Below are 23457 nucleotides of genomic sequence, written 5' to 3'. Positions count from 1 at the left end.
TCTTCAAGACCACACCCGACTGAGACTCAGCAACGCCCTAACGTTAGATCATCGTCAAAACATCAGTGAGTAATCACTGATGTTTAAGCTTGCCAGCCTACGTACCGCATCTGTCTTAAAATTTACCTGGACAGAGCATAAGAAGGGGCGAGTACATGCGACTGTATAAAAAGGTAAGTTTGATTACCGGTGCTGGGTCTGGGATTGGTCGTGCCACTGCTGAATGTTTTGCTCGTGAAGGTGCCACTGTTGTGGCGGTTGATGTGAATGCAGATGCAGCCCAGACAACGCAGGAAGTGATTGAAACAGCTGGGGGTAAATGCCTGGGGCTGGGGGTAGACGTCAGCGACGAAGAGCAGGTGATGGGTGCGATCGCAGCAACAGTTCAGAATTTTGGTCGTCTCGACATTCTCTTCAATAATGCAGGCATCTCTATGCTAAAACCCATTACAGAAACCACCGAAGACGACCTAGACAAACTCTTGGGGGTCAACCTCAAAGGTGTCTTCTTTGGCTGCAAACATGCCATCACTCAAATGTTGACTCAAGATGGAGGAATCATCATTAACATAGCATCAGAGCTAAGTTTAGTGGGTCAACCTCTCTATAGCGGCTACTGTGCCACCAAAGGTGGTGTGCTCGCCTTAACCCGAGCACTATCCACCGAGTGGGCAGCTCAGAATATTCGCGTTAATGCTATTTGTCCGGGTCCCATTGACACACCCATGATCCATACGGAGTTTAATTTGGGTCATGATCCTGCTGCCGAAGAGAAAGCCACCATCGCTACAATTCCTGCCGGACGTTTGGGTAAACCCAGCGATATTGCCCGTGTCGCCTTATTTTTAGCCACCAGCGATGCCGACTTTGTTCATGGTGCTGCCATTGTGGCAGACGGAGGCAAAACTATTATCTAAATGCTAGACATCTAAATTCTAACCAATTACTGATAAATCTCCTCAACAACTGACTGGTGTCAACATCGTACTACTAGCTCGCTATTGAATCTTGTTGAAATTGATAAAACTTGAGTTTGCTGCGGATGCTTTTCACATGCTTTTTAACCGTGTTGAGACTAATGTATAGCTCAGCTGCAATCTCTTTATAGCTACGGTTGGCGCGCCTAAGCAACCAAATCTCAGTTTCGCGAGGTGTTAAACCATACTTTTTTGACTCAGTAGTTGCCAGACTATGGATAGAATGATTTTGGTCTTCTAAGACAATCAAAACCAGAGGTTGTTCATAGGCATCTAACTGCAAGAGTCGCGCTCGAATCCGTAGAATATTGTCATCCCCATCCCTAATTTCAGATTCAATTACCACAGGGTTGTCAGGATATAACTCATAACCATCAACGATAGCCTGATAGATCCGTCGCAGTTCTTGCCCCAGGATTTGAAATTGATTTTGAGTCTGAGTCAACCTCTCGATAATTTTTTGAGCATTGCTGTTGACATGGAGAAATTTGCTCTGCTGAGTCAAAATCAAAACGCCATCCATAAGCCCTTCAAGCACTCCCTTCACCAAAATACTATTGAAATGGCCACCGTGAGCTTTCAGATTTTTAAGTGCTTCTATGAAAGTATCCATCTAGCAGACCCTCTGTTTATATCCGCACAGCTGCTACATCACAGCTCCATATATCAGTAGATGTACGGATTTTGAGGTTATGCAGTTAGCCAGGCCTGAACTATGTGCGTCAAGCTATATTTCTTCGGTTTCAAGCTCCCTCCCATAGGTATAGTCCCTCCCATAAGGAGGGATTGAATAAACGATCAAAAAAGCATACACAACCGTTTATCCCCCAACTAACTTAAGAGAAGTCTTGTGTATACTTTTTTAAAGTAAATAAGCCTTAAAGAGTAATGGTTGGCAAGATTCCAGCTACAGAGTTTAAGGCTACATTTCTCCAGCAGAACATTCTAAGAAGACTACATTTTGAAATCCCATTCGAAGACTCTATTGTATCCTTCATCCATGTTCTTGCTAATCGTTACGATGAAATCCATCTCATTATCAGGATTTTCAAACTTAATGGTAACATGCACAATTTTTCCGTTAACAGTTTGACCCACGAGTTTTGACCCAATTCTCTGTTTGAACCGACCTTTGTTTTTAGTGTGCTCTTCCCATTGTTCCTTAAGTATGTCTGAAGAGAACTCACTTTCTTTAGAGGACACTAAGTTTTTCCAGGCTCTCGTGTAATTACCTTTGCCTAAGTCATCCACAAACTGTTCAGCAACTAATCGAGTAACCCATACATCTTCGTCGTCTTTAAAGATTGGTAGTTTAAACATCCTTTGCTTATCCTTTGATCCATCAACAGGGTCATTGGACTTTCTGTTTCGAGGGACCCATGGCTTCTCCCCATCACGATCATTGTCATGGGATCTTCGCTTCCCCTCTGAGCCATCAACAGAGTCATTGGGTTTTGTGTTTCGAGTGACCCATGGCTTTTCACCATCATGATCATCATCTTGAGATCTTTGATTCATTAAGGACTGAGACATTTTCTAATTCCCTCCCAAGGAACTCACAGAATAGATTGATGATTGAGAATAAGGAATAGCCGGAATACTACTACAATCATATAAGTGTGGGCAGATAATGCTTATGCAGTTTGCCCCCTAGAAAGTAGTAAAAAGTAGCATATTGTTAAGGGGACTTAGGTTACTTTTTCTGAGTAATCCCAACGACATAAATCCAAAATACACTTGATGGAAATAATAGAGGAATCAAAACATTAGCCCAGATATAAGCCTGTAATCCCCAAAATCCATAAAGCCCTGTCGTGATTGATAATGCAAATAGCCATTTTTGACGTTGATGGGCTTGCTGTTGAGTTAACGTTAGGGTTGCCCATTTTCCTAGTAGTGATGCCATAAGAATCATCCATAAGTCTGGGATACGAGCTACTTGATAGGATGATAATAAATGGTGAGTTGTGTAGGCATGAAGTTCGCCACCAGTAAATGATTGAGGGCAATCACTCTGGATATCTGTTTCTCGATATTTTGAGTTACACCAGTAGGTCAGAGCCGGTAATGGAGGATGGTTATCGCTAGCATCCACATATCCACCAGACGCGATAATTGCAATTTTTGGGTTGAACGTTTTTGGGTTTTCTGAATAGGTCAAAAACTTCCAAGCCGGAATCAACTGGTAAATCTGATCTGGTGAAATGGAGTAGTCAATAATAAGCGGTAAATTGAAGGGTGAACGAACTATTTTTAAAAAAGCACTGATGTCACTAGGTTCATCGTTCTTGGCTGTATCAAGAAAATCATGTATTTGTTGCTGTAAATCAGCTTTATTCTCTAAATTAGGTTGGGGAGGATTAAGTTGAGAGTTTTCGCTTAACGTATCGACGAGTGCCAACGTATAGGCAAAAGGGCATGTTTGAGCGCAGGTTTCATCATCAGGCAGCTTAACTTGCCAGTATCGAGCATAGGCATCACCATGTAAGCTCCACCGAGGGTCTGCGATACTGTCACGTGGCCGCAGGGAATCTCGTTCTCTAGTTGCAAATACAAACCAAGTATTATGGTGCACTATTGCTTGATGGATACTATCCACCAATTTGTCTTCTCTGGGTTCCTGCGTATCTAGAAGATAATCGATACCAATTACTTGGATAGATGAGCCTGATAACTGCTGAATTAATTGAGCAAGGTATTCACGATCCATTGGATGAAGTTGAAAACCGTCTATTTCTTTATCAGCCCTATTAATAGATTCTTGATCAATGGCAATCAGGAGTATAGGCGGAGCGTCATTCTTTTCAGTTTGACTGGTGCGCTCTCGGTACATCGACTGCATCCACAGCCGTCTATCCAGAAGGTCTGACTGAATAGAAGATACGGAACTCAGAAATATGGCGGTTGCAATTAGGAGAGCTTCTTGCTTTGTGGGTAAACATTGCTGAAGTTGACGTTTCCAACCAAACGGCTCAATGCGATAGGCCTCTACTCCAGAAACACCAAATAATGATGGAATCAGATAAGTAGAAGGATAGGCAAATTTTTCAGCTGATTGAAGATGATGACTAGCGGTTAGCAGCGCCCTATGAATATCACTGTGGGCTGCTAACTCTTGACAGAGAGGTTTGAGGAAACTTTGGGCTACATCGTTACGGATGGGTTCGCGCATCACGACGACTTGCAGTCCCAATGCAACCAAGGAATCAGCAATGCTCAGACCGCTACAAGAGTTAAAAATCGCTAGCTGTAGCCCATTTTCCCTTGCTTGAGTCAAGTATTCTTCAATTTCGCTAATGGATAAGGAAATATTGGGAGCAATGGCTATACGTCCCCCAGTCACAGTGGTTTCATGACTGTGACCAGCAAAGAATAAGATATCCCAGCCGCGGTTCTCACAGATTTTAGCGGCAAAGTTTTCTTTAATTTTGGTAGCACTATCCTTGGGTTGCCAGAGAAATCGTTCGATAGTGGCAATGGGTGCAAGCGATCGCACTGCCTTCCAGTCCTCCTGCAATGGCAACCCAGGATCATCGCCTAAAACAGTGAGGATACGAGGCTTACCCAATCGTGATGGTTTCACCCAACTGCCGCCAGGCTCATCCATGACTGTACGGATGATGCGCAGTGAGCCAGGGCGAATAATCTCAGAACCCAATGCCCATGCCCATGCCTCCCAAGGCAGCCTAGCCATCTCATCAGATTCACAGGCCAGGAAAATATCCACGCCCGACTGTTCCAAGACTGCTTTTTCGGATTTTGGATGGGCGGGCGTCAGTCGTATTACCTCATCTCGAATCTGCTGCTGAATAGCGCGTAATTCCACCGCGCCTAACCAGCGTTGAAGCGCTTGAACTAATTCTTTTTCTGCTGCCATCAGGTCATGGGCTAGATCACCTGAACCTGGATTAATGCGACCACTATTGCTGGGGTGGGGTGGGGACGTTAACTGATAAAATCTGTAGTACCAGCGTCGCCATCGCTGATAACATTTTTCGATATCTTTAGAGGAGGGCAGACTAGCGTTGAGGTGTTTTTTGCGATTATCCCACAGCAATAGAAAAGTACAAGATTGTTTATCTTGCCGATGCCAGATCTTTAATTCAAACGCTGTACGCATTTCACTTTAGGTGAGAAATTCAGGAATAAACCAGGAATAAACATAGACGTTATCAATCTGCCAGCATGCTCTATCAAGGGTCAATCCAGGAAAGAGTCGCAAAACAGTAAGCTTCTTAAAATAAGTCACTTATCGTTTTTACTTATTATTCTATGGCAATGGCAGTGGTATCAAAACTATAGGACTCTGCTGGCAATATTTGCCCGGTCGGTGAAACAATCGTTGCCACAAGTTTTGTGTTTTGGGTAGCATTCACCCGAACGTAGACAAACTCAGTATCTAGGGCATCTTCTTCTTCACCCAGGGTCCCTGTCAGATCGGCAACGCGGAGCTTGAGGCCATCGGGCAAAAAATCCCCCATTTGGTTTCGCAAAATTAATAATAAGGTCCAGTGTGGACTTGGATCGGGGGTGACTGATGCCCAAGTCGCTGCACACAGCTGCAAGAGATCACCGTCACATTCAACCGTTTGGAACATAGGCCGCAACTCAGACGGCATCTCCATACCTTGATATCTGAGTTCATCTATGGCCACCTTAAATCTATCGGCTGAGCGAAACTCAGGTGCTGCTGCTAACACTTGGTTAGAGAACCAACCCAGGCTCTGGGATAATTCGTCAAACTCTGCACTCAGCCATTGGGCCGTGTTAATCGTCTGCTGGGTCAAAAGGGTAAAGATTTCGGTGATGTGGATACGTTGGGATGTTGGTTGTTCTGGAGATTGTTGCCATTGGTGGAGCATTCTTAGCAACTCAGGTCTTTGTAGAAGTGAAGCGCCTTTTGCCCAGGGGAGGAGTTGCCAGAGGCATTGTTGAGATGAATGGGGTTGGGACAGAATAGTGTTGAGATCGATCTGGGTGATGGTGGGTAAGGGGGGCTTGGGGAGCACACCTGACAATGCCATCGCCGTAGGATCTAGAAGGCGTACATTAAACAACAGGTGATTGGGTTCTGTATCAAACAGAAATAAGGGAAAGGCATAATTCCAGCGCTTGTCAGCCGATAAATTAATAAGGTGTCGGTAGCTCACAAGTTGATCATAACGACCATAGCCTCGCACAACAACTTGTTTTTGCTCTTCTTGAACCTCAGTGAGGACATAGAAATGGGCTGAGAATTCAGGCAAATCGATCGCTGCTGCAGGTATTGAGATCGTCTCGTTCAATAAATTCTCAGCGGCAAGTAAGCACAGTTTGAAGCCACCGATCCTCAGATTACAAACAGCTGCGATCGCACCAGCATACTCGGGTTGTAAAAGAGAACAGTTTTCCTGATTGACAACAATACTTGACTCTTGCTCAGCAATCCATTGGATAAATCCTTGGAGTCCTAGAGCATTCAAATAGGTTTGCCACTGACAGCTTTCTCCAAGGACCTGGTCGCTCACATGAACGGCCCGATTAAAATAATCTGGCTCCAGGTCAATGACTTCCGGTGCTACCAGCCTCAAGTCATTAAAATCAATCGAAGAACACGGCATCTTCTGAACTCCTTGCTAGTTTTCTAGGTAGTGACGCAACCGTTGAGCGTACAGACTATTCATTGAACGGTTTTTGGCCGTTTTGATTTCTGCAATCGCTACTTGGAACGCTTCTGCATCGACAAAGGCTTCGATGTGCTGCATTAAATTCTGCAAGTAGTCTGGATCTGTCGATAGGGCTGCCAGATTTAGACTACTGACCTTTGTCGAAAGTACTTTAAAGAAATGATCCACAGTCCAATAACGCACGCGATTGAGCAGTGTGGTGGGATTGAGAACACGGCTTACTTGTGATTGATTTTTCATGCCTAATAGATCCGCAACTTTACTTTGAGATTGTCCCTGACAGTAAACCAGCTTTAAGATGGCAGTCACCTTGGATGCAAATATGGTGTATCTTGGCCGCTGATGCAAACTTTGAATATGCTCACGAATGCCTTGATTGATGGCCCAGTCCAAACATTCGATCAGTTGCTGAGCACAGAACTCCCTCAGTTCTTGCTGAGCGATATGGTCAAGATCGTTTGTTGAATGAGGATCACAAAACTCTCTTTGCAGACCAGAATACGGATCGGCGGCCTCTAACGATTCTGATTGAGGCGCACCGTTTTTGCTCCAGATGGCATACTGACGCAGGGTCTGGGCAATCTGCCTAAGTTCTGTAATCAGCTTCGATAGGTTAATGGTGATTCCCTGGGCTTGCAACTGTTGTTGCATTTCGTTGAGTTGGGTCGGGGTTGGGGCTGGGCAAGATTTATGATTGTGTCGTTGCTGGCGTCGATCGCGACGGTAGACAGCATGAAAAGCATTGATAATGTGGCGTTGGTGTGGGGAAAAACTCTCTAACTGGGGTTGGCGGGCTCGATTGAGTAATGCCCAGTCAGTTAATTTGTAAAATCCTCGCTCTGACAACACAGTCTTCAGGTCTTGATTTTGACGAACTTGCAGGTGAATCCAGTTGTCTAAGCTAGCGACCCGTTGACCATTGGGATTAAACTTGCGCAGGGCTTCGACTGAAAATCTCTGATAAGCAGAGGGCTGGGGCTTACCGCTACCGTTGAGCACCAGTTGATGTTTCGGGTCTTGGTCTAGCACAATTTGGATTTCCCCATCATCATCGAGAACGTAGGGCAGCAGATCCTTATGGGAGAGTTGTCCTGTGGCAGCAAACTTGCTTGCTAGAACTTTGCACTCCGCCACAATGGCATAGGAGACATATCCCCGCAGGCATAGGCCAGCTTTGGCTCGATTCTGTAGGGATACGGCAGAGGACTGGGTTGTAAATTGGCGATGGAGTAACGTCTGAATAGTGCGATGTTTTTGAACCAGGGGTTGCGATCTCACCTGCACTGGCGCATCAGCCAGCACCTGAACTGACGCACTCGTTCGCACGGATCGGTCAGCTGGCACCGCCGATTCGAACAGGTCAGCAAGCTCCGCTTGGAAGAACTCAGACGCTAGAGGCAGCACCTGTTCCTTATATCCACGTCCTTCACCACCAGGATCGATTCTCAAAATTACCCAGTATTTTGATAGAGGCCCCATGATTCATTACCCTGCAGTGGAACCATTTTCCCAGACCTGATTGGGTTGTGTAGTACCCAAGAGGGTACTATTGCTCAGGATTTGCGCCTACATTGCATGGCTAATGCGGCCCTTCATCCTCGTTTTCGCATCTAACCTTCTACCCCTCACACGCCACCCCATCCTTATCGCCGTCCAACCGATGCGGGTCCTCGCCGATGGTCACCACGGTAAAGTTTCTGTCTTCGATCTCCCCACAATCAACGTCATCCGCCCTCGTCTCGTAAACCGGGATGCAGGCACCGGAGTAGTGCGGATCGCATTCTGGTTGCTGTTGATCCGGCTGGAGTTGGGGCTGGTTCTGCGCGATCGCAATCCCCGAAAGCAACTGCGAGGCGATTAATGCGGAAAGGATGAGTCTCATGGGGCCTGTGTACGTAAATGTACTATATATAGTACACGTTGAAATTGTTCGGCCTTCTTTAAAGAAAGCCGAATAACCATACAAGACCGTACTCACAACCGTGCTACTTTGAAACTTAGCATGCCATTGAGAGGTAGATGCTTCAGGTAAGCAATCGCCGCAAAGTGCAATGCTTTATTCAGTCATGATTCATACCTTTCAAATTCCGGGAAGCCCTTGTCGTCGACCCATAGCATTGGAGTATTAGAAAAAAAGGGCAACTATAAAAATACACAAATCCATTTCAGATACATTGTGTAGTATGCATAATACAAAAAGTTTATGGCATTGAGTTATTACCCATGACCTGCTTAGAACGTCTTGCCATGGACTATCAAGGTGTCTTTGTATTGTTGCCGTTGTTGATTTAGGGGATGAATCGATCTAACAAGATCGATCTAACAAGATTGTCCTACACTGGTATTTTCCAAATTAAATTCTTCCGGAGATCAGCAACACTATATTTTCTATAGAACTCTGGAAAAGGAGTTAGACCATCACAGCCGGGAGCATTGCCAATTATTTCTTTGCAGTCATTGCTAAGTCGTCAAGGGGTGATGGCATCAGGCCACATACTACTTCCATTAAGAATATTACGATTCAGAAGTTTTGATATTTCAGCGGAACTGACGGGTTTGCTAAACAGATAACCTTGTGCAGTCTCACAACCAAATTTTTGAAGTGTATAATATTGCTCCGCAGTCTCCACACCTTCGACAATAATCTTATGTTCTAGGTTGCGGCACATTTCTATCATGGAGCCAATCAAGACCCTTGATTTATTATTGATCAGCATATCATTAATGAAATATTTATCAATTTTCAGACAATCAACCGTCAGGTGTTTGAGAGAGGCAAAGGATGAATACCCCGTCCCAAAATCATCGATTGCCAGTAGTACACCTAGATCTTTCAACTCTCGAAAAATTGAGAGATTCTGCTGATCCGTCTGCACAACACTCTCAGTAACCTCCAGTTCTAGTTCCGATGGTACCATTCCTGTCTCATCAATAACACGCTTAATTAATGACACAAAATCCTTATCAAGAAAATGGATGGGAGAAATATTAACTGCCATGCGAATGGCTGGCAAACCTGCCTTCTTCCAGGCAACTGCTTGATTGCAAGCTGTTGTCAAAACCCATTCGGTCAGGGGCTTAATCATGCCTATTCTTTCGGCTGTGGCAATAAATTCGATGGGCGAAATCTGACCTAATTGTGGATGATTCCAGCGTGATAATGCTTCAACACCAATAATGTTGCCAGTGAGTATCTGAATCTGAGGTTGATAAACCAGTGACAACTGCTGTTTTTCGACTGCCTCCCTTAAATTTTGTTCCACGCGAAACTGATACTCTGCTTTTTGAGTCAGCTTAGACTTATAGAACGCATACTGATTTTTTCCACGTTCCTTTGCAGCATAAAGTGAAGTATCAGCTGCTTTTATTAAGGTTGAGAGGTCTTTTCCATCATTAGGGTAGTGAGCAATTCCAATACTGCAAGCCGGAGTGAATTTCCTAGCCGATAGCTCGACTGGCTTTGAGATCACTTCAAGGCAACGTTGAGCCATATGGGCAGCAGCATAATCATCATCTACATCATCATGCACAAGAATACAGAATTCATCACCACCAAGGCGTGCAACAAAATCAATTTCACGGGTGACCGCTTGCAGTCGTTTGGCAATTTCCTGCAGCAGTAGGTCGCCAGCATCATGCCCTAAACTGTCATTCACACTCTTAAAATTATCTAAGTCGATATATAGAAGACCCAGACGAGAGATATTTCTATCAGAACGTTGGATCGATGCTTCAAGATTTTGATAGAAGCTAGCACGACTGGCAAGCCCTGTGAGTTCATCAGTATACGCTAATTCTCGTATACGCTTCTGAGCTTGGTCTCGCTCCATAACAATCCCAGCTAGCCTTGCTGCAGACTTAAGATCGTTTGACTCCTCTTCATTGGGCAGCGCGGGATAGTCATAATACATGCCAAATGCTCCTAATACCATGCCTGAGGAATTTTTAATCGGTTCAGACCAACAGCAACGCATGCCATGGGGAAGAGCCACATGTTTGATTTCAGCCCATTTTGGATCTGTTTCAATATTCTCAACAAGAACACGCTTGCCGGTATAGGTCGATGTGCCACACGAGCCTACATTAGGACCGTTTTTTAGACCGTGAACTGCTTCGCAGTATTCCTTTGGCAGACTTGGGGCTCCTCCATGCATGAGTCGACCATCTTGTAATTCAAGCATTGAGCAGCGTAATCCAGGATGACGTGCTTCATACATTAATGCGATTTCTGGATAGATCTCTGATGCGGGTTTTCCGGTGGCGATCATCTCCAGAATTTCGGCATTTTTGTCATCAAATACTTCTGTTTTCTTTCGGGTTGTTATATCAACGTGGGTGCCCACCAGGCGAACTGCTTTTCCATCAGAACTACGATGTACCAGAAATGCACGGGATAGCACAAAAATTTCATGCCCTGCTTTATGCTGCATACGCATTTCAACATCAAATGAATCAACTTTACCGACTAAGTAATCTTGAACCATTGTCAAAACCCTGTCTTTATCATCTGGATGAACCAGGTTTTGCCAAGCATTTAAATCATTGGTCAGTTCATCATTTTGATAACCCAGCATGCTTTTCCAGCGTGGTGAATAATAGACTTCATTTGTTTCTAAGTTCCAATCCCAAAGCCCATCGTTGGCTCCGCGCATAGCCAGGGCAAACCGCTCCTCACTTTTCTGAAGTTTTTCCTCTGATTCTCTACGGGCAGTAATATTGCGTCCAATACCTAGTACGCCGATCAGGTCCCCATTGTTGTCATACATGGGAAGCCTTCTTATTTCCAGAAGCTCGCGGTGTCCATCATTGGCAAAGGTCATCCATTCTTCGTTTATGGATGAGGAGCCTGTCAGCAATACTTCTTTGTCGTACTCTCGCAATAAGTCTGCCAACTTAGTATTCACAAAATCGTAATCGGTTTTATCAAGTATCTCTTGTTCAGAGGCTCCGAAAAAATCTTCGAAACGATGATTGCAGGCTAGATACCTGCCATCAGAATCTTTCAACCATATGAGATCAGGTAGAGTGTGGATAATGGTGCTGTAAAATCCAATGTCTTCTCGGAGTTCTCGTGTTTTTTTTTCTGAAACAGAAACTTCCTCAAAGCCAAGGGCTAGAAACGATTGAATCTTACATCTCATGACAGGTTGTTATATGCCTAATATTTAGATATTTTCTGGGTTATACCTACAATATAGGTTAGAATCATAATCGGAATTCGTACTTTGACTGAATAACAACCATCAGCAATTGTGAGTTCCTGATAAACCATCTCTACAACCAAGCAAAAATACTGAAACCCTAGGTGTGATTTCCTGCACTATGCATGTGCACCACAAGTCCCTTCGTAGCTAACGTTGCCCATCATCCGCAGCGCGGGTAGCCTTTGCCTCACAACCGATCAATTTTTAGCATGTCAAGTGCGCTCGGAGGATCAACAAACTGGAAAATGCATTCGATTAATCTTGTCTCAATGAAGTCTCCCACTATCAATCTGCGTGGCAATACCTCACCATTATCTTGCTGCAATTAACACTGGAGTTGAAATATACCGAGAACAAGGTTATGTCAGATTGTTAGTCACTTTGACTGGATTGTGACATGTTCCATCATGATGACCCCTTCCTGCTTCACCCTGTTTACTGATATTCCTGTTGTACTACATCGTTACAAATGTTTAAATCTTATTCAACTTGTGAGGTGGGGGTAGAGAATTTACGTAGATCTTGTGTGTAATATGAATTTTACGTGAATACACCCACTCATTAGTTTCCATCATCTCAGTAGGCAGTATCCTTCATCGTAAGTACTTTATGAGTACTTTTACATCTTTATAAAGTTTACTCTGTTCTGGATATTACTCGCAGATAGTCCACAGATATCTGACGTAAAAGTCCTGACTGGTCGTTTAGCGGTGAATCTATGGTGCTGAGCCTCTACAGAGTTGAGTAAAGCTGTTAGATAAAGTTTTATAGCTAGTATCGACCTCCTGGTTAGAAGGTCATACTTTTGGGTCTTGACAGTTATTTAACCGTTTGAGGTTTCTCGTAGTTGCTTGATATAGATTCTGACTTGAATGTGATGGGGTTCTCGATAACGAGGTTTGTAATGAAAGAGATGATTACTCGCTGGTCCTCTACGCTTTCAAAAGCTCTGTTTTCTTGGATATTCTGCCTCCTGATAATTCTGGTGGCGTGGAACATGGGGGTGCCACCAGCGTATGCCCATCGGCCCCATGATGTTGTTCCACAGGTCGTTGTTTCGCCCAACTATGAGCAAGACAGTACGGTCTATGCGCTGGTTCGTAAAAATCTACTGCGGTCCAAAGATCAGGGTGAGACCTGGTTTCGTTTGAATAATGGTCTGGATAATCATGAGGCTTTAGTGGCCCTGGCCATTGCCCCTGGCGACCAGTCAACTCTCTACCTGACAACAGCTGGAGATGGCATCTATGGTTCCAAGGATGGTGGTAATACGTGGAAACCCTTTAATGCAGGTCTAGATGATCTGGATTTACAGTGGGTTGAGGCGTCTCCTGTGAATGCCCAGCTAGCTTTTACTCAAAGTCATGATGGTCGTCTCTACCGCACAGACAATGGTGGAGAGCAGTGGTCGATGGTATTGGCCAATGTTGCAGCCACTGAATTGGCGTTTGATCCAGAGAATCAATTCCTGCTGCTTGGGGATGATCAGGGGCAGATTTGGCGCTCGGAAGACAATGGCGTTACCTGGACAACGCTCACTCAAATACCAGACACCGGTATTGTTGAAGCAATTGCCGCTAGCCCATCAGTCATTTACGTTGGTACTGAGTCAGACGGTGTTTATCAATCCACTGATAATGCCAAGTCTTTTTCTCCTGTAAGTGATGGCCTCTTGGATCTGCGCACTCAGGATCTGGCGTTTACTCCTGACGGTAACCTATGGCTATCCACATGGGAAGCGGGTACGTGGCAGTGGGATCCTACAGAGAAGGTGTGGATTACCCTGGCCCAGGGATTGACTCGGGATCAGCAAGCCGACGACATGGAGGTGCCTCATTTTGAGGAGTTGGCTGTTTCCCCTGGCTATGCCAAAGACAGCACGTTGTTTTTGGGCGGGTTTGATGGACTATTTCGCAGTCAAGATAATGGCCAGCATTGGGAGCAGCTAGAGGTGCTGTCCTTGGGCACTGTAGTCAGTATGGCAGTATCACCCACATTTGCTGAGGATCAGACGGTTGCGATCGCAACCTACGTGGGTGAACTTTACATCAGTAATGATGCCGGTAACACCTGGCAAAGCATTAACGAGGGACTACACCTGCCTCTATTTACCAATAGCTTTAAGCCCTTGGATGCAGCCACTAGTGAGCAAGATCCCCGCCGCTTTTTTGACATTGCCCTTTCTAGTAACTACGCCGACGATCAAACCCTCTTTTCATCGATTCTCTACACTAAAATTCTACGGTCAGCCAACGGTGGTCAGAACTGGTCTGTGCATCCATTAAGTCAGGAAGTCCGAGGTGTCAGTTTGGGCGTTTCCCCCAACTTTAAGGCGGATCAAACGGTCTTTAGTACCAACCAGAAGGGACTTGTTTTTCGGTCTCAAGATGCCGGTAAAACCTATGAACGTGTCGGCCAGCTAGACAAGCAACTGGGCAATGATTCCCCATCCCTGGTGATCTCACCTGACTTTGCCAATGATCAGACCCTTTTTAACACGGGAATTCGCGGTGTTTATAAAAGTGAGAATGCCGGTCAGAAGTGGTCGCTGTTAACAGAGAATACTGATTTAGAAGAGCTACCGTTTGCACAGATAGCTGTTTCTCCTAACGTTGCTAGCGATCAGACCCTATTTGTGGCCTCAGGCAAGGGCCTATATCGCACTGAAGACGGAGGCAAAACTTGGGAACATCTAGACGGTAAAGGCTATGGAGCCAATCCCTTTATCGAAGCGGTGGATATCTCCCCCAATTACGTCAACGATAAAACTGTGATCGCTAGCGTTCGCGGACGGGGTCTCTTCAAAAGTGAAGATGGCGGCAATTCATTTAAGGCCATCGGCGATCCCAATCTGGCGTTCTCACGATATACCCATGTTCCCTGTGCGGGTCGGGCGCTTCAGTTTTCTCCAAACTATGCAGAAGATAACACCATCTTTGGTTTTGGGGCCGTTGACACCGCCATCTATCGATCCACTGACGGCGGTGAGAACTGGGATGTATTGTCTGTGCCTCGGCTCAAGATCGCTCAAATTGCGGCCCCCAGTACGCCGGAAACCGTGGGCATGTATCTGCGTCTGAACAAACGTAAGCTAACCGGTTTTGGGGTACTGGCAATCTTGGCAGCCAGCGGCATTGCCCTGTTCAAGCGGATTTCGTTTGAGCGCATCTCCACACGTAACATTCGCTTAATCATTTGTCTAGCAGGTGTGGTGGGTGCAGTTGGCTGGGTTGCCTTTGAACGGCTGTTTGCACCGCAACAGTCGGCAGAAAATGGCTTCTTTATCTGCCTGGGATTTGCCGCCGTTTCCTGGCTGGTCACCAGTCCCTGGTTTGTCCGACGTTTTGTTCCCGAAACCACTGCCGAATCCTTGGCCGCAATTCGCATTGTTAGCTGCGGCACGCTAGTACTCATGACCCTGTGGATGGAGGATCTGCCTAGCAGCGCCCTCCTGCCAATTGAGATTCGTCATTCCATGGGGGTGATGGATTATTTCTACAATATTCCTGGATTTGAGGCGTTCTCTCGCCATCAGCCCAGCCTCCAGCTTTTTGAGTGGATAACGGCCCTGGTACTGATCTTAGGTACCATTGGCTTGAAGACTCGCTGGGTACTGCCATTGGGAGCCCTTTTCTATCTGGTTTTGGGCGGTATTTTACGACAGTACACCTGGTTTTACCACACTGGGCTGCTCCCCGTTTACCTGCTGGCCGTCCTCTCCTTTGCACCGTGTAATGATGCGCTATCGGTTGATCGCTGGTTAAAACAGCGGCGCGGTGAGCCCGTGCCCGTCGCCGATGAACCCGCGCCCATTTATGCTTGGGCACGCTATGCTTGTTGGCTAATTTTGGGGGTTTCGTATATTCAGGCTGGGCTGAGTAAGATTTACTTCTCTGGATTCTACTGGTGGGCCCCCCAGAATCTCAAGGCCAAACTACTTTCTACCACGTTAGAGCCACTGCAAACTGACTGGACTATTTCCCTACATTTGGTTCATGCCCCTGACATTGTGTTTGGCTTTTTGGGCTTTGTGGGGATATATGGTGAGCTGGCCTATGGTTTAGTTCTCTTCTCCCGCTGGGCCCGCTGGATCATGCCAGCTGCCATGGCTGCCATGCATGTGGGCATTATCTTTCTGCAAAATATTGTCTTCTTTGATTTAATTCTGGTGCAGCTAATCTTTTATGATTACACGGCGATCCGTCGTTGGTTGAATAGGCGTGGCTGGTTTAAGTTTGCCCAGAGTAACTCCCCTAAAGGAGAGACCTTACGTCCCAAGCGGATATTTTTCTATCCGATTTTAGTTTCGGTGCTGATTGTTACCATGTCATTTATCTGGGTGAAGCATCGGGAGTATTACCCACTAACATCTCTCCAAATGTTCTCTGGCTATGACGACTCAGGTATGGTTGGCTACAATAAGCTGATTGCCCATTATGATTCTGGGGAAAAGGTGCATGAGCCGACTCATAAATTTATCTATGCACCCATGAATACTCGCTATCGTTTAACCTTTAGAGACTGTCATCAGGAGGTTACTGCCAAGGTTAAAAAGTGCGACAGCCTACTCCAGGCATTTGGCGATGTTCATAATCAGAAAGCCCAGGGAGAAAATAGGATTACTGCATTTGAAGTGCAACGATGGGTTTGGGATTACTTTAATAATCCATCTGATCCCAACTATGGCAAATTAGAGAAAACGCATTTTTATAAGTACAGACCACGGAGCTGATCAGGTTCTCGCAGCCTATTGCCCTAAAAATGTGGCATGGTCTCAATCCAAAACAAACTGGATATACGGTGCATAGAGATCTGGCTCTAGCAAAAAGGAATCATGGCCTTTATCAGAATGCACTGTAATGTGTTTTACATTCATCTGAGCTGCTTTCAATGCCCTGACAATGACCTTTTGTTCTTCTGGGTAAAAACACACATCAGAATCGACGCTAAAAATCAGATACTGCTGGTGGGCACATTTTTCAAATAAGGCTGGCTGTTGTGCATTGAGGCTAAACCGCTGCCACATATCCATAATGCGCAGATAGCTATTGGCATCAAATCGCTCTGCAAATTTTTTGCCCTGATGGAACATATAGGACTCAATCGGGTTAGATAGTTCGTAAAACTGTCCAATGGGCTGGTCTATCGTAATTTCTTGCCGTGCCCGTTTTTCCATTACGGCCAGTGACACAAAGGTTTTATGGGAAATAATCCGAGCTAATAACAAACCTTCTTTGGGTGGCTCTGTATCGTAGTAGTCGCCGCCTTGAAATTTGGGATCATTACGAATTGATAGAATTTGCTCAAAGTTATGGACCCGATGGAGCACCGTGGTTTCTAACCCGGTTGCGATGGGCAAAACATTCTTGACCCGGTGGGGGCAGCGGGTGGCTAACAAAATCGAAAGCATACCGCCCATTGACCCACCAATCACAGCATGCAAACAGTCAATACCCAGAAAATCCAGCAACTGTAGCTGACTGCGGATCACATCCCAGGCACTTACCTGGGGAAACTGGCTGCCGTAGGGCTTACCCGTGCGTGGATTAAGAGAGCGTGGCCCTGTTGACCCATAGCACCCCCCCAAGTAGTTAGCACAGATAACAAAATAACGATTTGTATCCAGGGCCTTACCTGGGCCAATAAAGGTGTCCCACCAGCCAACAACACAGTCATCTGTCCACAGGGACTCCGCCCCTGGTAATGTTTTGTTGATACCAGCGGCATGCTGACTACCCGTTAGGGCATGTAGAACCAGGATGGCATTACTGGCATCGCTGTTGAGGGTGCCATAGGTTTCATAGGCCAGGGTGATGGCGTCAAAAGATTCTCCTGAATCTAAAGGAAAAGGTTCGTCTAGGTGGAAAAACTTGGTCTGGACTGAGCCAATACTCATTAGGTAAGCGATGGGAGAGAAGAGTTGAAAGGGGATGGTGGAGGCTTGAAGAGTTGATGTGTTAAGCCATGGGACTAATGTTTAGATTGCGCAGAAGAAACAAGACATTCTTATAAAACTACTTTATTTACATGCTTTCCTGCAAACGGAAAAATGAATCAGCCCTACCTTTAATCCCTTTAATCCCCCCTTCAAGAGCCACGGTGTACACATATCTCGGCAGAGAGTTCAGACTCCTGCATTACCCCCCTTAATTCCCCCTTGGTAAGGGGCTACGGTGTATACACATCTCATGTTGAACCTCAATCTCCTGCACTACCCCCCTCAATCCCCCCTTACCAAGGGGGGAAGCTCCAGTCCTCCCCCTTACCTTAGGCTTTAGCCCATGCCTGGAGGGCTTTAGGGGGAGTTAGAGGGGGTGAGGCAATCTAAAGGCTATTGACGAGCACTTGTGTGTACACCTCCCCTTATGAAGGAGAGGATAGTCCGATGGCACCTTCGTAATCAAGGCGCATGTACTCTATGCGGCTAGGGCTTGTTTGAGGTCATCAATAATGTCATCGATGTCTTCAATGCCAATGGCTAGACGGATCAGTTCGGGAGCGATGCCGGCACTTTGCAGGTCAGACTCTGACAGCTGCGAGTGGGTTGTTGTGGATGGGTGAATGGCCAGACTTTTCGCATCCCCTACATTTGCCAGGTGAGAGAATAACGTCAGCTGCTCAATGAACTTCTTGCCTGCGTCAGCTCCCCCTTTGATGCCAAAGACAACCATGGCTCCAAATCCATTTTTCAGATACCGTTTGGCAGTGGAGTGGGCTTTATCGGTTTCTAGGCCAGGGTAACGCACCCACTCTACAGAGGGATGCTGTTGCAGAAACTCGGCCACGGCCATGGCATTTTCACAATGGCGCTGCATGCGTAAATGCAGGGTTTCTATACCTTGGAGGAATATCCAGGAATTATCTGGGGAAATGCAGGCTCCTAGGTTACGTAGGGGCACAAGCCGCATACGCAGGGTATAGGCGATCGGGGTCAAGGGGCCCAGGTCATGGGCATATCGCAAACCGTGGTAGCTGGGGTCTGGCTCACTCATGAGGGGAAACTTGCCGGAGGTCCAGTCAAATTTGCCGGAGTCTACCATGATGCCGCCGATGCCTGTGCCGTGGCCTCCTAACCACTTGGTTAGGGAATGGATCACAATATCGGCACCATGTTCTATGGGGCGAATTAAATAGGGTGTTGTAAAGGTACTGTCAACAACAAGGGGCAGGCCATTTTCATGGGCGATCGCAGCGATCTCATCTAAATCCGATACTTCTAACCCTGGGTTACTGACCGTTTCACAGAACACCAGCTGGGTCTTATCCGTAATCGCGGACCGGAAATTCTCTGGATTGCGGGGATCGACAAAGTTCACCTTGATGCCAAACTGGGGCAGGATGTCCTTGAACATGGTGTAGGTCCCGCCATACAGCGTATTAGCGGAAACAATTTCATCCCCAGCCTGGCAAATGTTAATAATGCTATAAAAAATAGCGCTGGTTCCAGACGCCACGGCCAGGGCTGCAGCTCCACCTTCAATGGCAGCAACCCGCTTTTCTAAAACATCCTGGGTAGGATTCATCAACCGCGTATAGATATTGCCCAGTTCTTTCAGGGCAAACAAGTTAGCTGCGTGTTCAGTATCCCGAAAGGCATAGGCGGTAGTGCGATAGACGGGCACAGCGCGAGCCATGGTGGTGGGATCAGGCTCTTGACCTGCATGTAGACACTTTGTCCCCAATCCGTGTTCTGCACTCATGAAAAACCCTCTTTACAGTGATAAATCGTCATGAAATTCTAGCTCAGGCAAGATAATCCCATGAAAGTCGTCGGTGGATTCTTTACGACCTGACTGCAGTTAATCACAAAACATCTCAAAACATTTCAGACTGACAATAATATTAGAGGGGACCTGGGCAAGAACTGTTACGGTACAGCTAGAACAGCGACGCGACAAAGGTTGTCACGGTCAAAGACCTGTCATCGTCGGCATACTGGCTACGAGCTAGGAATCTGTTTGAATTAGAGCCAGGGCTTGGTCAAGTATGTCAACGGCTTCCTGGGTTTCAGCAGGGCTTAACCAGGCGCGCAGGGGATAGGGCAACCGTTGTACAAACCGGCCCCAGGCTGAATGGTTGGATGGGTTGGTATGTTGGGCTGCGATCGCAACCAGCACAGCAGCCTTAGTCTCAGGTCCGGTCACTGTCTGCGCCACTTCCATGGCCTGATCAAACTGTCCTTGTCTTGCAAATGCAGTGGCCGTACACTGACGGAGCCAAGTTACAGGGGGAGAGTTTGTTTCGCTCAAGTACTCAAACAAAGGCACCACACGCTCCGGTAGTTCCATCCTACAATAGGCGCTGCCAACCTGGGGCAGAAAATCTAACATGTCAGGCTGCTTGGCCAGGCGTTCAGCCTCAGCATACTGTTCAGTTTCTAAATAGGTACGGATCACATCTTGTATAGCAAAGTCAGGCATCCCTATGGACTCCACAAGGCCATTGGCATCCTCCACCAATCCAGCTTTAGCATAGGCCACCGCAATTGCCCCATAGGCCCGTTGTCGTGCACTACTATTCTTTATGGTCTCTGCCAAGGCCAGGGCTCGCTCAAAGTCTTCTGACTCTGAGTATGCTCTTACCAGTGCACCCCACGCCGATGACTGCTCATGGGAATTAGGCATTTGCTCTACAATTGCTCTGGCTTTTTCCCAGGTACTCTCGGCCTGATCACTGCCCAGCCTGCTATATAACTGTGCTAAATCGATCCAGCTATGGGCCTCATCTAAAGGAAACCTTGGCGAAGGCTGAATAGTCGGTCTCGTTGCGTCTAAAACAGCGAGTGCTTGTTGCGTCTTGTCAATTTCGATTAACAGTCTTGCTAAACCTAGCACCTGGTAGGTTTCAAAGTTATCTTCAAGAACATCGGTACCCTTATCTTCGAGGAAAGAGAGTATTTCACTCTTTTCTATGACCAATTTTGCCAGATCTTTCTGCTCTTCAAGGATCAACAGACCTGTTGCTGCCAAAAATAGTTGGTTAGCAGTGACGACATCCACCAAGTCTTCATTTTCATACTTCTTCATCTCAGCAACAGCCTGGGCAATCATTTGTTGCGCTTGTCGCGGTTGACCGGCTCGCTCATACTCTGCCGCAATCTCTGCCATTGCCAGGGGGTGTGACCAAGCCTGCACCTGTTGAACCAGGTGCACAGCTAACTCTAAATGGCCCGCTTCAGCATATTCAACCGTCCGGTTAAGCAGTGATTCACTGGGCGATGTACCACTAGAGGCGCATTTTCCTTCGGTGTGATCGATAGCAGTCTCCACTGCCCGAGTTAGAAATGTTTCGGCTTTACTGGACTGGTTTACGGCTCGATAACCCACTCCGATTTTTAACCATGCGTTGCTTTCAAAGCAGTCTCCTCCTGCGTATGTAGCGGCTTGCTCCAGCAGTGGAATAGCTTTGTTGGGTTGGTTTGCGATCGCATAGCCAAATGCAATATCTGCCAGCTGTTTAGCCTGGCTAAAATCGGTCGATTGTGCCAGGGCAGAGTGGCCAGACGAAAGCAAAGCAATGGAAGCAATGCCACTACTCAAGAGCGATTTCAAAAAAAGAGTTGACATAATAAGGTATTTAGTAAGGGAATGATCTATTGACAAGTAAAGGAGTTATCTATTGACAAGGGTTTTATGGTTGAAAACCATAGCTATAAACTGTTGATTTGCACTCAAGCTAACAACACCTAATTTGTGTATGTGTTTGTTATACGGATCTTTTTCTAAATTTAAAGGTTGTAAAATATCGATCTCGACAGAAATAGAGATATTTGTGGAAACGCTCCTAAATACTCGTCTCAACCCGAAAAGATGGCAAGTTTACAAAACGAATATATGCTTGGAAAGCAAAATCAATTAACTTCCAAATTTTGAATGTACAGACGTTCCCTGGAACGTCTCTTCAACAGTTACGTTTGGATGTTATTTATGGCTTGCTCCTTACTACAAAAATCATGCTCTAATGCGACTGTAAGCACTCTTCACCAGCATATTGTTAAATAGCTCAGTCTTGTTATGCCTAAATTGCAGTTTATTTATAAGTTTGTCAAATAGTGGAATGCCATCGCCTAGTAAGACAGGGACTCTGGTGATAATCATTTCATCAATCATGTCCTCCGCCAGGAAACTTTGGATGGTGCGACCGCCATCAATATACAAATTGTGGTACCCACGTTTATCCAACTGTCCAACCAGTGTTTTGAGATCGTTGCCACTGACAATTTCCACACTGTCTACTAAGTTATCAGGAACATGCTTTAAGCGATTACTCAAAACAAAAACCAGCTTTTCATAGGGCCAAGTACCAAATGAGAGAACCTTCTCAAAACTGTTTCGTCCCATTAAAATGGCATCGACACGCTTGATAAACTCACCGTAGCCAAAGTCACTCTGATCAGGATTGGGGATGTCGTCAAGCCAATCAACACCACCGTCGGGTGTAGCGATAAATCCGTCGAGGCTGGTTGCAATATAGACGTAGTTGGCCATCGCTTAAAAATCTCCATCAATATCTGGGACTTGGGCTAAATTGCCGATTATCAAGCTCAGTTAACCAGCAACAGCTCAGCTCCAGCTCCAGCTTCCATGGTTAGAGGCTAACTGCCTGGTAGCTGAATACTGCCACCTTACCGTAGCCCATGGCCATTGTGCAGAACCATCCCTCTTGCCCACCGAATCCAGCCGAATCGGTGGGCAGCAAGATCATCGTTGATCGGATCTCCAAACTCAAGTATAGATATATAGAGGTCTACATAAGGGTCTATGGCTCTGTTGGCATACCCGGCAAGCGGCTCCACTGATTCCATGAGCCATCGTAATTACGTACATGTGGATACCCCAACAAGTATGTCAACACAAACCAGATAAACGCCGAACGCCCACCAATGGCACAGTAGGGAAACACCTCTTTATCCGGTGTAATGCCCCGTTGGCTATAGAGATGCTTGAGATCATTAAATGATTTAAATGTGCCGTCATCATTAACCGTATCGGTATGTTCCACATGCACAGCCCCAGGAATATGCCCTGCCCGTTCCTGTCCCTCCGGAGGCTTCATTATAAAGATCTCACCACGGTACTCTTCAGGTGTGCGCACATCCAACAAGACTTGATCAGACTCCTTTAAAGAGGTTTCTACTTCGGCTTGTAAAACACGCAATTTAGAATTCAGGGGTTTAGCCTGATACTGAGTAGGTGCAAACGTAGAGAACTCAGTCGTAACTGGGCGAGATTCTGCTATCCATTTCTGATGACCACCGTTTAAAACCTTGACATTTTCATGGCCGAATAGGGTCAGTAACCAGAAAACAACGCCACCTATGGCGATATCACTGCCATAGGCAACAACTGTTGTCTCAGGGCTAATGCCAGAGCGTGAGAGTACGTTTTCAATGGTTTCTTGATCCAGCTGGATACTCATGTCTGGCTGACTTAAATCAGGAAAAATACTCCAAAATACAGCTCCTGGAATATGGGCGTTTTCCAGCAGATCTGGGCCCATGGCAAGTTCAACAATGCGCACGTTGGGATCATCCAGGTGATCGGCTAGCCATTGGGTATCGACAAGAGTATCAGGACAGGCGTAATCAGTCATGGTTTTCTCCTAGAAACT

At 46.1% G+C, this 23457-nt stretch carries 15 protein-coding genes; 3 read left to right on the top strand and 12 right to left on the bottom strand.

Annotation, left to right across the window (positions count from 1 at the left end; translation table 11 throughout):
- The first annotated feature begins 155 nt into the window (after positions 1-155).
- Complete coding sequence (locus SPB21_RS11340) at positions 156-917, top strand: SDR family NAD(P)-dependent oxidoreductase (protein ID WP_006514450.1); 762 nt, start codon at positions 156-158, stop codon at positions 915-917.
- Between the two features lie 73 nt (positions 918-990).
- On the opposite strand, the gene SPB21_RS11335 is transcribed toward SPB21_RS11340, so the two are convergent.
- From SPB21_RS11335 to SPB21_RS11310, 6 genes are all read right to left on the bottom strand, one after another.
- Positions 991-1590 (bottom strand): helix-turn-helix transcriptional regulator, encoded by a 600-nt coding sequence (locus SPB21_RS11335; RefSeq protein ID WP_163659222.1) that lies wholly within the window; start codon positions 1588-1590, stop codon positions 991-993.
- 341 nt (positions 1591-1931) lie between these two features.
- A complete protein-coding gene (locus SPB21_RS11330) occupies positions 1932-2510 on the bottom strand; it encodes a DUF3887 domain-containing protein (protein WP_163659221.1) in 579 nt (192 codons plus the stop codon).
- 160 nt (positions 2511-2670) lie between these two features.
- A complete protein-coding gene (locus SPB21_RS11325; protein ID WP_499866588.1) occupies positions 2671-5097 on the bottom strand; it encodes a CHASE2 domain-containing protein in 2427 nt (808 codons plus the stop codon).
- A gap of 145 nt (positions 5098-5242) precedes the next feature.
- A complete protein-coding gene (locus SPB21_RS11320; RefSeq protein WP_163659219.1) occupies positions 5243-6577 on the bottom strand; it encodes a DUF1822 family protein in 1335 nt (444 codons plus the stop codon).
- A gap of 15 nt (positions 6578-6592) precedes the next feature.
- A complete protein-coding gene (locus SPB21_RS11315; protein WP_490795122.1) occupies positions 6593-8122 on the bottom strand; it encodes a hypothetical protein in 1530 nt (509 codons plus the stop codon).
- A 139-nt stretch (positions 8123-8261) separates the two neighbouring features.
- On the bottom strand, positions 8262-8327 hold the full coding sequence (locus tag SPB21_RS11310) for an excalibur calcium-binding domain-containing protein (protein ID WP_348917895.1): 66 nt from the start codon (positions 8325-8327) through the stop codon (positions 8262-8264).
- Here SPB21_RS11310 and SPB21_RS11305 point away from each other — a divergent pair.
- Positions 8304-8504 (top strand): hypothetical protein, encoded by a 201-nt coding sequence (locus SPB21_RS11305; RefSeq protein ID WP_250564844.1) that lies wholly within the window; start codon positions 8304-8306, stop codon positions 8502-8504. The genes SPB21_RS11310 and SPB21_RS11305 overlap by 24 nt on opposite strands.
- Before the next feature lie 607 nt (positions 8505-9111).
- Here the strand turns inward: SPB21_RS11305 and SPB21_RS11300 are convergent.
- Complete coding sequence (locus tag SPB21_RS11300; RefSeq protein WP_499866587.1) at positions 9112-11784, bottom strand: bifunctional diguanylate cyclase/phosphodiesterase; 2673 nt, start codon at positions 11782-11784, stop codon at positions 9112-9114.
- 967 nt (positions 11785-12751) lie between these two features.
- On the opposite strand from SPB21_RS11300, the gene SPB21_RS11295 reads away from it, so the two are divergent.
- Entirely contained in the window at positions 12752-16579 is a 3828-nt protein-coding gene (locus SPB21_RS11295; RefSeq protein ID WP_163701988.1) for a VPS10 domain-containing protein, read from the top strand.
- A gap of 42 nt (positions 16580-16621) precedes the next feature.
- Here SPB21_RS11295 and metX read toward each other — a convergent pair whose 3' ends face one another.
- The 5 genes from metX to SPB21_RS11270 form a co-directional block, all read right to left on the bottom strand.
- Positions 16622-17743 carry a homoserine O-acetyltransferase MetX gene (metX, locus tag SPB21_RS11290; protein ID WP_499866585.1) on the bottom strand — a complete coding sequence of 374 codons (1122 nt, stop codon included), beginning with the start codon at positions 17741-17743 and terminating at the stop codon, positions 16622-16624.
- Positions 17744-18263: 520 nt separating this feature from the next.
- A complete protein-coding gene (locus SPB21_RS11285; protein ID WP_499866583.1) occupies positions 18264-19547 on the bottom strand; it encodes an O-acetylhomoserine aminocarboxypropyltransferase/cysteine synthase family protein in 1284 nt (427 codons plus the stop codon).
- Between the two features lie 246 nt (positions 19548-19793).
- Complete coding sequence (locus SPB21_RS11280) at positions 19794-21413, bottom strand: tetratricopeptide repeat protein (RefSeq protein ID WP_499866582.1); 1620 nt, start codon at positions 21411-21413, stop codon at positions 19794-19796.
- 384 nt (positions 21414-21797) lie between these two features.
- On the bottom strand, positions 21798-22334 hold the full coding sequence (locus SPB21_RS11275; RefSeq protein WP_163701984.1) for a dihydrofolate reductase family protein: 537 nt from the start codon (positions 22332-22334) through the stop codon (positions 21798-21800).
- Between the two features lie 271 nt (positions 22335-22605).
- The gene (locus tag SPB21_RS11270; protein WP_499866581.1) at positions 22606-23439 is read right to left on the bottom strand and encodes a sulfurtransferase; all 834 of its coding nucleotides are present in this window, start codon (positions 23437-23439) and stop codon (positions 22606-22608) included.
- Between the last annotated feature and the right edge of the window lie 18 nt (positions 23440-23457).

It is taken from the genome of Leptothoe sp. ISB3NOV94-8A (genome assembly GCF_043421595.1).
GTDB classification, from domain to species: domain Bacteria; phylum Cyanobacteriota; class Cyanobacteriia; order Phormidesmidales; family Phormidesmidaceae; genus Leptothoe; species Leptothoe turfae.
This window is presented reverse-complemented; position numbering and strand designations above follow the sequence as displayed.